Origin of the sequence: Dietzia timorensis, from assembly GCF_001659785.1 — a bacterium.
Lineage (GTDB): Bacteria > Actinomycetota > Actinomycetes > Mycobacteriales > Mycobacteriaceae > Dietzia > Dietzia timorensis.
In genome coordinates this window covers 3,322,909-3,336,831 of record NZ_CP015961.1, presented here as the reverse complement: position 1 = coordinate 3,336,831, position 13,923 = coordinate 3,322,909, and the positions used below count along the sequence as shown (strand labels likewise).

Below are 13,923 nucleotides of genomic sequence, written 5' to 3'. Positions count from 1 at the left end.
TCTCATGTAGAGGGGAGCGGGAGTGGCCGATCGACGAGATCAGGGGACGTTCTCCCCGGGGTTCGCGAGGGAGCTCGACCGGCTGTTCGCGTGGCGCCGGGACGTGCGCAGGTTTCGACGCGACGCTCCGGACCCGGCGGTTGTCGAGGAGATCTTCGCCGCCGCCGAGCTCGCGCCCTCGGTGGGCAACAGCCAGCCGTGGCGATGGGTGGAGGTGCGTTCGCCCGAGATCCGGGCCGAGGTGCGGGAGAATTTCCAGGAGGCCAATGCGGCGGCGCTTTCCGGGTACAGCGGCGAGCGGGCGAAGCACTATGCCGGGCTCAAGCTCGCCGGGCTCGACGCGGCGCCGATCCAGCTCGCCGTGTTCTGTTACCGCAATCCGGAGCAGGGACATGGGCTCGGCCGCGCGACGATGCCGGAGACGCTCGAGTACTCGGCCGCGATGGCGATCGGCACGTTCTGGCTGGCCGCCCGGGCGCGCGGGATCGGGGTCGGCTGGATCTCGATTATCGACCCAGAGCGACTGAGCGCGAGTCTCGACGTGCCGGAGGAATGGGCGCTGGTCGGCTACCTCTGCGTGGGCTACCCCGAGCGCTCCGACGACGTGCCCGAGCTCGAACGGGCCCGGTGGCAGGGGCGTACCGACCCCGCCACGCGCCGCTTCGTGCGATGACGTGGGATTCGCGCAGTGATCAGGGCTCGAGCGAGCGAACCCAGTCGCCGTGGCCGTGCGTCGTCGCGAGCGGTGTTTCGTTGACCGAAATGACGAAGACACCCTTGTTCTTGCGCACCGCCGGTGGCACCTTTTCGGCGACCTTGGGGAGGATCGTCACCCCTTCGTTGGCGATCCACACGGCGCCATAATCGCGGGAGAGCTCGCGCATCGTGCCCGCGAATTTCTCCCGGTCGCCGGGTTCGAGATAGGCGAGCACCGCGGTATGGAAAACCACGGGCGTCGTATCCGGTGCCGCCTCGCGTGCCGCGGCGACGGCCTCGCCTGTGCGCTCGACGAGATCGCCGGCGAGGATATGAGCCGGCTCGGCGGCGGCGATGTCGAGCGCGAGAGCGAGTCGCTCGGCGCGTTCGGTCTGGCCGGGCCAGATGAGTGTCTTGAGCCATGCGCGATTGTCCGGATCGGCCGGGTCCAGCGGGTTGAGGTCGACCCCGCCGCGCCAGAGCACCACGGGAAGCGCGCGAGGCGGCGCGATCATCCCACGCATATCGCAGTCGAGCACCGGCGCGGGTGCGTCGGAGTCGTGCGGCGTCGCCGATAGCTCGGTCACTAGGTCGGAGCCCTCGGTGTGAAAGCGGAAGTTGTAGCGGTCGGGGTAGAGGCACAGCCCCGCCGACGCGCCAGCCTCGATGAGCGAGACCGTTCCCGCGCGGGCCGAGGACGCGGCCGCGGCGGAGAAGAACGGGAGCAGGCACGCGGTGCGCTTGGCCTCGTTGGTCTGCGTCGAATGGGTCATCGCGATCTCGGCGATCCGCTCCCAGTTGCCGAGGAGGAATGTGCGGAACTCGTCGTACTTGGTGGTTTCGGCCGCGCCCGCGAATCGGGCGGCGGCGAAGAGCAACACGGGTTGACGGCGCAGTGGCGGAAGCTCGGTGATGAGCGCGCTGATCTCCGGGTCCTCGGCAACGCCCTCGGTCCAGGCAGAATAGACGGGGTTACGCCCACGGACCTCGTACTGTCCGAAATTGGCGTAGCGGGACGCGACGTCGGTGACATGAGCGGAGTCCATGGCCGCATTCTTCCACGTGGTTGCGGGCTCTGGTGATTTGTCCGCGAAGCACCTATATTGGTGATATATCAACAAACGTTGGCGGTGACCCCGCCGAATGTCAGGAGGATCGATGTCGGACGACCTCAAGCCCGCAAACCTACCCACGACCGGTGCATTCGTTCGCGATACCACCTATATCAACGACCGCGTCGTCTCATCGCTCGAGCCGGGAAGCGCGCCGCAAGGTGATGTGATCGGGGAAATGACGTGGCCGGTCGAGGCGGGGCGCTACCGCCTGGCTGCCGCGCGCGCCTGTCCCTGGGCGCACCGCTCGGTGATTACCCGCCGTCTCCTCGGGCTCGAGGATTCGATCTCTCTCGCGCTCGCGGGCCCAACCCACGACAAGAACTCGTGGACCTTCGATCTCGACCCGGGCGGGGTCGACCCCGTGCTCGGCATCGAGCGCCTCCAGCAGGCGTACTTCAACCGGATCCCCGATTACCCGCGCGGCATCACGGTGCCCGCCCTCGTCGATGTCGCCACTACTTCCGTAGTGACCAACGGTTTTTCCAAGATGAACACCGACTTCGTCAAGGAATGGACGAAGCTCCACCGCCCCGGCGCCCCGGACCTGCTGCCCGACGAGCACGCCGACGAGATCGCCGAGATCGACGCGCGCGTCTACCCGAAGCTCAACAACGGCGTGTACCGGACCGGCTTCGCCGCAGATCAGGGCCCGCACGAGGAGGCCTTCGACGACGTCTTCGCCACGCTCGACTGGCTCGAGGAGCGACTGAGTACGAGGCGCTATCTCGTCGGCGACCACATCACCGCCGCGGACATCCGCACCTTCACCACGCTCGTCCGCTTCGACGCTGTCTACCACGGACATTTCAAGGCCAACCGCAACAAGATCAGCGAGATGCCGGCGTTGTGGGGATACCTGCGCGATCTGTTCCAGACGCCGGGATTCGGCGACACTACCGACTTCACGCAGATCAAGCAGCACTATTACATCGTCCACCACGAGATCAACCCGCGCGGCGTCATCCCCAAGGGCCCGGACCTGTCCGGGCTGCTCACCCCGCACGGGCGCGAAGAGTTGGGCGGCACGCCGTTCGGCGATGGCACCGCACCGGGCCCGGTTCCCACCGGCGAAGAGGTGCCGCGCGAGCACAGCGCAGAGGTCGGCCTCCCCGCACGCTGACGTCGGACGCGCGACTCCCCTGTTGCGGCCGCATTCGTTTCTTCGTCATTCCCGCCTCGCCGGCAGAGAACTTTAATTACAGTCAGTTCTATATAGCCGGGCTAGAGACGTGAGAAGGCGAACGGCATGGCTGCAACAGTATTCGGACAGGTAACCCGTCGAGTGGGCGCCATCGTGGCCGCGCTGGCGGTCGGAATCGGCACGGCGAGCGCGGCCACCGCTGCCCCTCCTCCCGAAGGCGCTCGGTACATCGCCCTCGGCGACAGTTACGCCGCCGTCGGCGGCCTCGCGCCGATCGCCCCGGGTTCGGCCGAGGACTGCGGCCAGACGGTCAACAATTACGCACACATCGTCGCCGAGGCCAAGGGGTATGAGCTCACCGACGTCAGCTGTGGCGGGGCGAAAACTAAGGACATGTACGAGCGGCAGAAGGAATGGACGCCGCCCCAACTCGACGCCCTCACCGCCGACGCAGAGCTCGTGACGGTGATGATCGGCGGGAACGACAGCGACGTCTTCGGCGGCACCGTCGAAAACTGCATCAAGGCGACGTTCCAGCTGCCGATCATCGACGCGCCGTGCACTCACCGCATTGGCGAGGCGCCCATCACCACCGTTCGAGAGGTCACTTACCCCGCCGTCAAGCAGGTGCTCACCTCGATCCGAGAGAAGGCGCCCGCCGCGCGCGTGCTGATCGTCGGGTACCCGTGGCTCGTTCCTGCGCAAGGCGAGTGCCTGCCGCAGATGCCGGTACTCGCGTCGGACATGCCCTACTTCCGCCGTCTCCAAAGCGAGCTCAACGGCGCGGCCGCCCGCGCGGCAGAGGAGACCGGCGCGGAATTCATCGACATGTCCGCGGCCTCGGAGGGGCACGATCCGTGTAAGCCTCCGGGAGCCCGGATGGTCGAGCCGATCCTCCTCACCGACCACCCGGTGCCGCTGCACCCGAACGCCTACGGGCAGCAGGCCATGGCGAGCCAAATTCTCGCACATCTGTAGAGGCGACTAGACGAGCCAGTCGTTCGGCGCGAAGAGCTCGGCGTGGACGCGATCTTCTGTTACCCCGAGCGCGGCTAGTGCAGAGCGCTGCGCCTCGAGGAACCCGGTGCCGCCACAGAGGAAGACGTGCGCGCCCGCCGGGATATCGACCTCGCCGAGGTTCATCAGTCCCGTATGGATCTCGCCCGGACCGTCTGCGGTGTCGGCGCCGGACTCGTACCAGGAATGAACGACCGAATCACTGAGCGATTCCGCTGCGCCCGAGACCTCGGAACGGAGGACGTGCTCGTGCGGAGAGCGGTCGGCGTGCAGGACGGTCACGGGCCGGCTGAACTGGGTGGCCTCGAGCTCGCTGAGCAGGCCGAGCATCGGCGTGATCCCGATTCCGGCAGAGCACAGCACGACCGGAACCCCGAGATTGTCCTCGGTGAGCCCTGCGTGGGCGAGGGTGAGGTCGCCGAACGGCAACGTCACCTCCACCTCCGAGTCAACCGCGAGGTTGCGGTGCAGCCAGGTGGACACCTCACCTGCGGGAGTGCTGCCCTCGTCGACGCGGCGCACGCCGATACGCCACGTCCCGCCATCGTCCTCGCCCGGTGCCCCCATGAGCGAGTACTGCCGCAACTGGCGTGCGCCGTCGTCCAGCCGCGCCCCGACCGTGATGTATTGTCCCGGTCGCGACGCGGGAAGTGCGGAACCGTCGGCGGCGCGCAGCGTGAACACGGCCACGTCGTCGGTGACGTCCTCGCGCCCGACGACGCGGGCGGTGCGGAACACCTCGCCGGGCTCGACGCCAGCGTCTGAGTAGAGTGCTCGCTCGAAACCGATGAGAGTCTCTGCGAGGATCCAGTACACCTCGTCCCACGCGGCGGCGATCTCCGGGGTGATTGCGTCGCCGAGCACCTCGACGATCGCGGCGAAGAGATTGTCGTGGACGACCTGATACTGGTCCTCGCGGATGCCGAGGCTAGCGTGTTTGTGTCCGATTCGGGACAGGAGGTCGACCGGGGACTTCCCCTCGACGAGGTGGGAAGCGAAGGTGGCGATCGAGGCGGCGAGTGCCCGCTGCTGTGCTCCTTGCTTCTGATTGCCGCGATTGAACAGGTCGCGGATGAGCTCCGGGTGATTGTCGAACAGCTTCGAGTAGAACACCGGGGTGATGTCGTTGATGTGCGCCCCGATGACGGGAAGCGTCTCGGAAATGATCTTCCGGTCGGTTTCCGAGAGTTGCCGCGGCGACGAGAGTAGATCGCGGTGATCGTTTAGGCGGGTGGAGACCTGTTCAGTGGACACACTCATGGTTGGAACCCCTCGTGAATGAGAAAAGTCGCCTTGTGGCGCGGTCAGCGCAGCTGCGAACCGATCGTGGGGACACCGCGCAACCCGAGGTCGCCGGGAGGCGTCGCCGCCAGGTCGGCGAGCGTGTACCCCGACAACGCGTCGAGGTACGCCTTCCTGGCTGCCTCGAGTGCCTCGGGTAGACGGCCGATCATCAGCGCGTCCGGGTTACCGGTTTGCCCCTCGTGGGGTCGCTCGCCCTCGGCGAGCGTCATCACGGTGTCCGCGGTGGTCGAAAGTCCGGCCTCGGAAATCTCGAGACCGCCCCCGCGGCCCCTGTGGGCGTCGATGAGCCCCTCGTCGACGAACGTCGACAATACCTTCGCCACTTGTGACGACGAGGTGCCGAGTTCGACGGCGAGCGATGCCGCCGTCGCCCTTTGCCCACTCCTGCGGAATCGGGCCAGGAGAACCAGCGCCCGAAGCGCGAGAAGTGAGGTGGTCGTTAGCTGCACAATTTCGAAGCTAACAGAGCCGGACCTGCGGTTAAACACCTTCGAGCTGTGAGGTTAAAGACGGATTGTGCGGCGGTGATTGCGCTCACCGAGCGTCCGCCGTCGCGCTCCCTAGAGCACCGCCGGGTCGAGGTCCACCAGAAACTTCGAGCGCCCGTCGACGAGGTCGAGCATCGCGTCGACGCGGGGGAGTTCGTAGGTGAAGAAGTACTCGGCAGCTGCCTTCTTTCCGGGAGCAAGGGAAGAACCGGACTCTGCGGCTGCTCGGGCGGTGTCGAGCCAGATCCAGGCGACGACGATGTGCCCGGCTGCCTCGAGGTACGGGGTTGCATTGGCGAGCGCTGTCTCGGGGTCGGCGGTGGACCACACGTTCGCCGTCACCTCGACGAGCCGGTCGAGCCGCGCTTGCAGGGAAGCGGCGAAGTCGGCGAACTCCTCGCCGGCCGCGGCGATCGCGTCCCCGATCGTGTCGGCAAGCAGCGCCAGACCGGACCCGCCGGACATGATCACCTTCCGGCCGATCAGGTCCTGGGCCTGGATGCCGTGGGTTCCTTCGTGGATCGGATTGAGACGGTTATCGCGATAGAACTGCTCGACGTCATAGTCGCGGGTGTAGCCGGACCCGCCGAGCACCTGGATCGCAAGATCGTTGGCGATCGGGCCGTATTGCGACGGCCAGCTCTTGACGATCGGGGTGAGCACGTCGAGGAGGAGCGCGGCGTTCGCGGCATCAGCGCCACCGGCGGTGTCGGCTTCGTCGACGAGCTTCGCCGCGTACAGGCACAGCGCCATCGCCCCCTCGGCATAGGCCTTCTGTGCGAGCAGCATCCGCCGCACGTCCGCGTGCTCGGTGAGCATCACCTGTGGCGCTTCCGGATCCTTCGCCCCGACCGGGCGTCCCTGGGGGCGGACCCGCGCGTAGTCGAGCGACTGCAGGTAGCCCGTCATTCCCAGCGCCGCCGCACCCGCGCCGACACCTACGCGCGCCTCGTTCATCATGTGGAACATGTACTGCAGGCCGCGGTTGACCTCGCCGACGAGATACCCGACGGCGCCGGCCTTGCCGCCCGGGGTATGCGTGCCCTCGCCGAAGTTGAGCAGCGTGTTCGTCGTGCCGCGGTAACCCATCTTGTGGTTCAGACCGGAAAGGGTGACGTCGTTGTGCTCGCCCAGCGAGCCGTCCGCGCCAACCAGGTACTTGGGAACGATGAACAGCGAGAGCCCCTTGACTCCCGCCGGCGATCCCTCGGCGCGAGCGAGGACGAGGTGGACGATGTTCTCCGACAGCTCGTGTTCGCCCCCGGAGATCCACATCTTCTGCCCCGAGAGGCGATAGGCGCCGGCGGAATCGGGGACCGCCCTGGTCTTCACGTCCGCGAGGGACGAGCCCGCGTGCGGTTCGGACAGGCACATCGTGCCGAAGAAGCGACCTTCGAGCTCGGGCTCTACATATGTCGCGATCTGCTCCGGTGTGCCATGGGCGAGGATCAGGTTCGCATTGCCCATGGTGAGCATCGGATACGCGGCGGTGGAGATGTTCGCCGCCTGCAGCCACGCGAAGCAGGCGCGGTGCACGACGAACGGCAGATTGATGCCGCCGTGCTCCTCGCCGAAAGCCGCGGCGAGCAGGCCGGTGTCGGCGAACGACTCGAGCGCCGGTGCGACCTCGTCGATGATCGACACCGTGTGCCCGTCGAACGTCGGTTCGTGGGTATCGCTCTTGCGATAGTGCGGTCGGAAATGGGTCTCGGCGATGGAACGCGACACCTCCAACATCGCGTCGAACGTCTCCCGTGAATGGTCGGCGAATTTCTCCCGCTTCGTCAGTTCCTCGACCTTCAACCAGTCGTGGAGGAGGAAGTCGATATCGGCCTGGGAAAGAATCGGTGCGTCCATGAACCCACACTAGGTGAGCCGGCGCACATTCGGCTCGCTAGGACCAGTACGGATCCTTGAGCACGCGCTTGACGAGCTTCCCGTTGTCCTGCCGGGGTAGAGCATCGACGAAGTCGATAGACCGTGGGAGTTTGAACTTCGCGACCCTGGCCGCGAGGCTGCCGAGGATGGCTTCCTCGAGGGCGGCCACGGCATCCGGGTCGCTCGCGTCGAGAGTGTTGGCCGGTTCGACGACCGCCTTGACCTCCTCTCCCCAGTCCGGGTGCGGGATACCGAACACCGCAGCATCGCGAACCTGCGGCAACGCGGTGAGCTCGGACTCGATCTCGGCGGGATAGATGTTGACCCCGCCGGAGATGATCATGTCGTTCTTCCGGTCGCACAGGAACAGGTAGCCATCGGAATCGACATAGCCAAGATCGCCCATCGTGAACATCGATCCCACGTAGGAACCGGCGGTTTTCTCCGGCGCCTTGTGATAGCTGAACGACGAGCCGTGCATCTGCATGTAGACATTGCCGATCTCGCCGGTGGGCACAGGGGCCCCGTCGTCATCCAGAATCTGCAATGTGGTGGTGGACCAGGGACGGCCTACGCTTCCCGGCTTGCGCAGCCACTCGGCTCCGGTGATCGTGCAACCGCCACCCTCGGTGCCGGCGTAGTACTCGGTGATCACCGGGCCCCACCATTCGAGCATCGCCCTCTTCACATGTAGTGGGCATGGTGCGGCGCCGTGGATGACGTTGCGCAGCGACGAAACATCGTAAGATGCGCGCACCGATTCTTCGAGCTCGAGCAGCCGCGCGAACTGGGTGGGAACCATGTGCGAATGGGTGACGCGGTGGGCGTCGATGAGCCTCAGCATCTCCTCGGCGGACCACTTGTCCATGAGTACGACGAGCTGGCCGAGCTGCAGCGAGATGACGACGAAGTTGAGTACCGCGGTGTGGTACATCGGCGAGCCGCACAGATGGACGTTGTCCGGCTCGGCGATGCCGAAGCCGGCGAAGAAGAAGTAGTTCGGAACGCTGACCTGATCCGGGGATGCACCCGTGAGTGGGCGGCGCACTCCTTTCGGCTTTCCTGTCGTGCCGGAGGTGTAGAGCATCGGTCCGCCGAGGGTGCGCTCGCGTGGGAGCTCGTCGCCGTTGTGGCCGGCGGAGAGCTCGCCGAGGGGACGGAAACCGGCGACGTCACCGATAGCGAAGCAGCGTTCGGAGGCGATCCCGGACTCCCTCCGGGCGGCATCGGCGACGCCCGCGAACCGTTCCGCTGCGAAGAACGCCTTAGCCTCGGAATTGTCGAGGATGTAGGCGACCTCGGGCCCGGTGAGGTGCCAGTTGGCCGGCGCGACGTAGACGCCGATCTCGAGCGCGGCGAAGTACAACTCGACGAATTCGAGGCAGTTGGGCGCGAGGATCACGATGGCGTCGCCGCGGCCCACGCCGAGATCCTGCAGCCCGTTCGCGAACCGGTGTGCGGCGGAGACGAGGTTCGAATACGTGCTGGTCCGCCCGCGGGAATCGACGATCGCCGGACGGTCCGGATCGGCCTCGGCGATCGCGAAAGCGCTGGTAACATGCGTGCCCGTCGCGGGGTTCTCCACTCCGGCGCTCGCGGGAACCGTTGGTGGCTTGGTCATTGGGAAGTCCTCACGTGCCGTTGATGCGGCGGCGAGATCGCCGCGTCTTCTCTATCCATACACCGGTGGACAGTTGTCTGTACGGCTGTGCGGAATCGCCGGGCGGCGGCGGGGCGTGTGTGTTTCACTTCACATCATGGCTACCGACAGCATTGCGGTCCAGATCGAGGCGCCCGAAGGCGAGGCGCTGAGCGCGCCCCTGCACCCGTCATTCGACTACACCCGTTCCACCGGCCCGATCCTCGGGGCGTTCTTCGCCGGGTTGCGCGAGCGCACCCTCCGCGGAATCCGCGACAACTCCGGCCGGGTCCACGTCCCGCCGGTCGAGTTCGATCCCACCACCCATGAGGCGCTGTCCGCGAGCGACATCGTCGACGTCGCCGAGGAGGGCGAGGTGGTCTCGTGGACGTGGGTTTCCGAGCCGGGTGCGTCGGCGGCGCTAGCCAGCCCGCACGCGCTGGCACTGATCCGTCCGCGAGGTGCGGACACCGCGATGCTCCACGTCATCGCCGCCGAGTCCGCCGCGGACATCTCGACCGGGATGCGGGTCGAAGCGCGCTGGATACCCGAGCCCCGCGGCTCGATCCGCGACCTCTACTTCGTGCCTGCCGGTAGCCAAATGTCGCCCGGACTCGCCGACTACCGTGGCGGCCTCGACGATTCCGACCGCCTGGTCACCCCGGTCGAACTGGACGTCACCCACACCGCCGGGTTCGCCGAGCGCACATTCCTACGCGGATTGGCGGCGGGGAAGATCATCGGCCGCCGCAGGTCCAACGGGCCGGAGGTGTACGTACCGCCGCGCGACTGGTGCCCGTCCGACGGCGTGCCGATGGGCGAGTTCGTCGAGGTCGCCGACACCGGGGTGGTCACGACCTTCGGCATCGTCAACGCCGCGTTCGCCGGGCAGAAGATCACGCCTCCCTATGTGACGGCGTACATCCTCCTCGACGGATCGGACCTACCCATCCAGCACCTTGTCCTCGGCATACCGGCGAACGAAGTCCGCATGGGGATGCGCGTACGCGCGCACTGGGTCCCCGAATCCGAGCGCGTCCACTCGATGGCGTCGATCTCCCATTTCGAACCGACCGGCGAGCCCGACGCACCGCGCGGCTCGTTCGAGAAGCACTTGTAAGGGGCCGAGAATATGACCACCACAACGCCGGCCCGCGACGTCGCGATCGTCGCCTTCGCCCACGCCGCCCACTCAGAGGCGAGCCCGGGAACGACGAATGGCGTGGAGATGCTCGCGCCCGTCTTCGCCGAGTGTTACGAGCAGTCCGGCTTGGACCGCAGGGAGATCGATTTCTGGTGTTCGGGGTCCTCGGATTACCTCGCGGGGCGTGCCTTTTCCTTCATCTCCGCGATCGAGGCGATCGGCGCGACGCCGTCGATCCAGGAATCCCATGTCGAGGGCGACGCCGCCTGGGCGCTGTTCGAGGCGTGGCTGACCATCCTGTCCGGCCATGCCGATACCGCCCTCGTTTATGGTTTCGGCAAGGCCTCGGCCTCCGCCGATCTCGATGCGACGATGGCCGCACAGCTCGATCCCTACACTCAGTCCCCGCTCGGGCCGGGGCGACACCAGCTTGCAGCGCTACAGGCGCGCGCGGGACTCGATGCGGGCATGTGGAGCACGGACGACCTCGCGCGAATCGCTGCACGCACCCACGGGATAGAACTCGCCGAGGTGGCAGCGGCACGGGCGGAGGCGGATCCGCTCACCGCATTCGACTGCCCGCCGGTGACCGACGGTGCGTGCGCCGTCATTCTCGCGGCAGGCGACCGCGCGAAGGAAATCCGCACGACACCCGCCTGGATAGCGGGGCTCGGGCAGGCGATCGACTCGGCGGAGCTCGGTGCCCGCGACCTCACCGCCAGCCCGAGCGTGCGAGAGGCGGCCCGCCAGGCCACCGGCGGCGCCGAGCTCGGCCCCATCGACCTCGCCGAGCTGCATACGCCGTACAGCCACCAGGAGATCATCGTGCGCCGCGAGCTCGGCCTCGGCGACAACGTCCGAATCACGCCATCCGGTGGCTCGCTCGCCGCGGACCCGATGTTCTCCGCCGGCTTGGAGCGCATCGGCTACGCCGCGAAAGCCATTTATGACGGCGGAGCCCGCCGTACTCTCGGCCACGCGAGCGCCGGCCCCCTCCTCCAACACAATCTCGTCGCACTTCTGGAAGGGCGTGGGTAGATCATGAACCCAGCGAACAGGCCGCCGGTGGAGGCCGCTGTCCTCGGGACCGGGCAGACCCACCACACCTCCCGTCGCCTCGACGTCTCGATGGCGGGGCTGTGCCGCGAGGCGATCGACGCGGCGATGGCCGACGCGCGCGCGGGGTGGGACGACATCGACGCGATCATCATCGGCAAGGCCCCCGACCTGTTCGAGGGCGTGATGATGCCGGAGCTCATGATGGCCGACGCCCTCGGCGCCGCCGGCAAGCCGCTGCTGCGCGTACACACCGCCGGTTCGGTCGGCGGGTCCACCGCGATCGCTGCGACGGCGCACGTGCAGTCCGGCCGCTTCCGGCGTGTGCTTGCGGTCTCGTGGGAGAAGCAGTCCGAGTCGAACGCTATGTGGGCGCTGAGCCTGCCCGTTCCCTTCGCCGCGCCGGTCGGCGCCGGCGCAGGCGGCCACTTCGCCCCGCACGTGCGCTCCTACATCGAGACCTCCGGTGCCCCGCTCGACACGGGAGCGAAGGTCGTGGTCAAGGATCGCAGGGCGGGCGCCCGCAACCCGCACGCGCACCTGCACCAGCCGGACATCACCGTCGAGCAGGTGATGGCGGGGAAAATGCTGTGGGACCCGATCCGCTACGACGAGACCTGCCCGTCCTCCGACGGGGCCTCGGCAATCGTCATCGGAGACTCCGTCGCCGCGCGCGAGGCCGAGAGCGCCGGCAGGGGCGTCGCCTGGATCCACGCGACCTCGATGCGCACCGAGGCGGGCACCTACTCCGGTCGCAACCACCGCAGCCCGCGCGCGGGGCGCGACGCGGCCGCCGCGCTGTGGGCAGAGGCGGGGATCGACGACCCGCGCGCGGAGATCGACGTCGCCGAAATCTACGTGCCGTTCTCGTGGTTCGAGCCGATGTGGCTCGAGAACCTCGGATTCTGCGACGCGGGCGATGGGTGGAAGCTCGTCGCCGAGGGGGCGACCGCGCCCGACGGCGATCTCCCCGTCAACCCCTCCGGGGGCGTGCTCAGCTCGAACCCCATCGGCGCCTCCGGGATGCTGCGCTTCGCCGAGGCGGCACGCCAGGTGATGGGACGCGCGGACGAGCACCAGATCGCCGGTGCCCGCCGCGCGTTCGGTCATGCCTACGGCGGGGCGAGCCAATACTTCTCGATGTGGGTGGTGGGAGCCGAGCCCAACGAGGCCGTAGCCTCTCTCCGGGAGACTCAGGACCAGGCGCTATGACCGGCGAATTCTCCACCACGGCACCCGAGTTCAGGCGCGAGCTGCGCGAATTCTTCGCCGAACTCATGACACCGGAGCGCCGCGAGGCTTTCGCCGCCACCACCGGCGAGTACGGCCACGGCAGCGCCTACCGCGACGTCGTCGCCGAGCTCGGCCGCGCCGGGCTCCTCGCGCTCGGTTGGCCGGAGAAGTTCGGCGGGCAGGACCGACCGCTGGCCGACCAGCTCATCTTCGCCGACGAGGCCGCCATCGCCGGCGTGCCCGTCCCGTTCCTCACCGTCAACTCGGTCGCCCCGACGATCATGGCCTTCGGCACGGACGCGCAAAAGGACTACTTCCTCCCGCGCATCGCCCGCGGCGAACTCCACTTCGCCATCGGCTACTCCGAACCCGGCGCCGGCACGGACCTCGCGGCACTACGAACGCGTGCGGTAAAAACCACGAATGACGTCGGAGAAGCCGTATATCGCATCTCGGGTCAGAAAATGTGGACCTCCTTGATCGCGTATGCGGACTGGGTGTGGCTCGCCGTGCGGACCGATCCCGACGCGCCTCGGCACAAGGGGATCTCGCTCATCGCCGTACCGACGAACGCTCCCGGATTCTCGTGGACCCCGGTGCGCACGATGGCCGGCCCCGACACCTCGGCCACGTTCTACGACGATGTCGAGGTCCCCGCGTCGAACCTCATCGGCGAGGAGAACGGCGGCTGGGCGCTCATCACGAACCAGCTCAACCACGAGCGCGTCTCGCTCACCACCGCCGGCGCGTTGCAGGCCTCCCTGCGCCAGGTGCTCGACTGGGCGACCTCGACGACGTGCGCCGAGGTCGGCATCGGCGGCAGTGGAACGGTCGCCGAGCAGCCGTGGGTGCAGACCCATCTCGCCCGCGTGCACGCGATGGCCGAGTATCTCGCGCTGCGGAACCTCGAGATCGTCTTCGCCGACGATGACTCGGGCGTGGGCCGCGTCACGGCGTCGGCGACCAAGGTGTTCGGCACCGAGGCGGCGTGCGAGGCCTACCGGTTGCTCATGGAGGTACTCGGTCCGGCCGGATATCAGCGTGCGGGATCGCCGGCCGCCGTTCTCGGCGGGCGCATCGAACGGCTGCACCGCTCCGCCCTGATCCTCACCTTCGGCGGCGGCACCAACGAGGTGCAGCGCGACATCATCGCAATGGCCGGGCTCGGCCTGCCACCCGCGCCCCGCGTGGCACCGGCGCGACAGAAGTAG

12 protein-coding genes are annotated in these 13,923 nt (G+C 67.5%); 7 read left to right on the top strand and 5 right to left on the bottom strand.

The features are described 5' to 3' along the window. Positions 1 to 22 precede the first annotated feature (22 nt). The gene (bluB, locus tag BJL86_RS15370; protein WP_067476390.1) at positions 23 to 673 is read left to right on the top strand and encodes a 5,6-dimethylbenzimidazole synthase; all 651 of its coding nucleotides are present in this window, start codon (positions 23 to 25) and stop codon (positions 671 to 673) included. Positions 674 to 692: 19 nt separating this feature from the next. Here bluB and BJL86_RS15365 read toward each other — a convergent pair whose 3' ends face one another. Next, complete coding sequence (locus BJL86_RS15365; RefSeq protein ID WP_067476388.1) at positions 693 to 1,742, bottom strand: DUF2332 domain-containing protein; 1,050 nt, start codon at positions 1,740 to 1,742, stop codon at positions 693 to 695. Between the two features lie 112 nt (positions 1,743 to 1,854). Between BJL86_RS15365 and BJL86_RS15360 the strand changes: the two genes are divergently transcribed. Together BJL86_RS15360 and BJL86_RS15355 are read left to right on the top strand one after the other, a co-directional pair. Then, entirely contained in the window at positions 1,855 to 2,931 is a 1,077-nt protein-coding gene (locus tag BJL86_RS15360) for a glutathione S-transferase family protein (RefSeq protein ID WP_082908622.1), read from the top strand. Between the two features lie 126 nt (positions 2,932 to 3,057). Next, complete coding sequence (locus tag BJL86_RS15355) at positions 3,058 to 3,930, top strand: SGNH/GDSL hydrolase family protein (RefSeq protein WP_067476383.1); 873 nt, start codon at positions 3,058 to 3,060, stop codon at positions 3,928 to 3,930. A gap of 6 nt (positions 3,931 to 3,936) precedes the next feature. Here BJL86_RS15355 and BJL86_RS15350 read toward each other — a convergent pair whose 3' ends face one another. From BJL86_RS15350 to BJL86_RS15335, 4 genes are all read right to left on the bottom strand, one after another. Then, a complete protein-coding gene (locus BJL86_RS15350) occupies positions 3,937 to 5,229 on the bottom strand; it encodes a globin domain-containing protein (RefSeq protein ID WP_067476380.1) in 1,293 nt (430 codons plus the stop codon). Between the two features lie 44 nt (positions 5,230 to 5,273). Then, complete coding sequence (locus BJL86_RS15345; protein ID WP_075845091.1) at positions 5,274 to 5,723, bottom strand: Rrf2 family transcriptional regulator; 450 nt, start codon at positions 5,721 to 5,723, stop codon at positions 5,274 to 5,276. Between the two features lie 111 nt (positions 5,724 to 5,834). After that, positions 5,835 to 7,619, bottom strand: coding sequence for an acyl-CoA dehydrogenase (locus tag BJL86_RS15340; protein WP_067476371.1), 1,785 nt, complete (start codon positions 7,617 to 7,619; stop codon positions 5,835 to 5,837). Positions 7,620 to 7,656: 37 nt separating this feature from the next. Then, positions 7,657 to 9,261, bottom strand: a complete 1,605-nt coding sequence (locus BJL86_RS15335) for an acyl-CoA synthetase (RefSeq protein ID WP_082908620.1) — start codon at positions 9,259 to 9,261, stop codon at positions 7,657 to 7,659. Between the two features lie 136 nt (positions 9,262 to 9,397). Between BJL86_RS15335 and BJL86_RS15330 the strand changes: the two genes are divergently transcribed. Genes BJL86_RS15330 through BJL86_RS15315 form a run of 4 tightly spaced genes read left to right on the top strand, consistent with a single transcriptional unit; the run spans position 9,398 to position 13,923 of the window. Then, positions 9,398 to 10,399, top strand: coding sequence for a Zn-ribbon domain-containing OB-fold protein (locus BJL86_RS15330; RefSeq protein ID WP_067476370.1), 1,002 nt, complete (start codon positions 9,398 to 9,400; stop codon positions 10,397 to 10,399). 12 nt (positions 10,400 to 10,411) lie between these two features. Next, positions 10,412 to 11,461: a lipid-transfer protein gene (locus BJL86_RS15325; protein WP_075845090.1), complete on the top strand. Its 1,050-nt coding sequence runs from the start codon at positions 10,412 to 10,414 to the stop codon at positions 11,459 to 11,461. 3 nt (positions 11,462 to 11,464) lie between these two features. After that, positions 11,465 to 12,691, top strand: coding sequence for a thiolase domain-containing protein (locus BJL86_RS15320; protein WP_075845089.1), 1,227 nt, complete (start codon positions 11,465 to 11,467; stop codon positions 12,689 to 12,691). Beyond that, entirely contained in the window at positions 12,688 to 13,923 is a 1,236-nt protein-coding gene (locus BJL86_RS15315; RefSeq protein WP_075845088.1) for an acyl-CoA dehydrogenase family protein, read from the top strand. Before BJL86_RS15320 ends, BJL86_RS15315 begins: the two co-directional genes overlap by 4 nt.

What these genes read in the sequence shown, in the direction of transcription:
- BJL86_RS15320 (WP_075845089.1), top strand. Translation starts at nt 11,465, where the DNA reads ATGAACCCAGCGAACAGGCCGCCGGTGGAGGCCGCTGTCCTCGGGACC.
- BJL86_RS15350 (WP_067476380.1), bottom strand. Translation starts at nt 5,229, where the DNA reads ATGAGTGTGTCCACTGAACAGGTCTCCACCCGCCTAAACGATCACCGC.
- BJL86_RS15360 (WP_082908622.1), top strand. Translation starts at nt 1,855, where the DNA reads ATGTCGGACGACCTCAAGCCCGCAAACCTACCCACGACCGGTGCATTC.
- BJL86_RS15365 (WP_067476388.1), bottom strand. Translation starts at nt 1,742, where the DNA reads ATGGACTCCGCTCATGTCACCGACGTCGCGTCCCGCTACGCCAATTTC.
- BJL86_RS15325 (WP_075845090.1), top strand. Translation starts at nt 10,412, where the DNA reads ATGACCACCACAACGCCGGCCCGCGACGTCGCGATCGTCGCCTTCGCC.
- BJL86_RS15340 (WP_067476371.1), bottom strand. Translation starts at nt 7,619, where the DNA reads ATGGACGCACCGATTCTTTCCCAGGCCGATATCGACTTCCTCCTCCAC.
- BJL86_RS15355 (WP_067476383.1), top strand. Translation starts at nt 3,058, where the DNA reads ATGGCTGCAACAGTATTCGGACAGGTAACCCGTCGAGTGGGCGCCATC.
- BJL86_RS15335 (WP_082908620.1), bottom strand. Translation starts at nt 9,261, where the DNA reads ATGACCAAGCCACCAACGGTTCCCGCGAGCGCCGGAGTGGAGAACCCC.
- BJL86_RS15315 (WP_075845088.1), top strand. Translation starts at nt 12,688, where the DNA reads ATGACCGGCGAATTCTCCACCACGGCACCCGAGTTCAGGCGCGAGCTG.
- BJL86_RS15330 (WP_067476370.1), top strand. Translation starts at nt 9,398, where the DNA reads ATGGCTACCGACAGCATTGCGGTCCAGATCGAGGCGCCCGAAGGCGAG.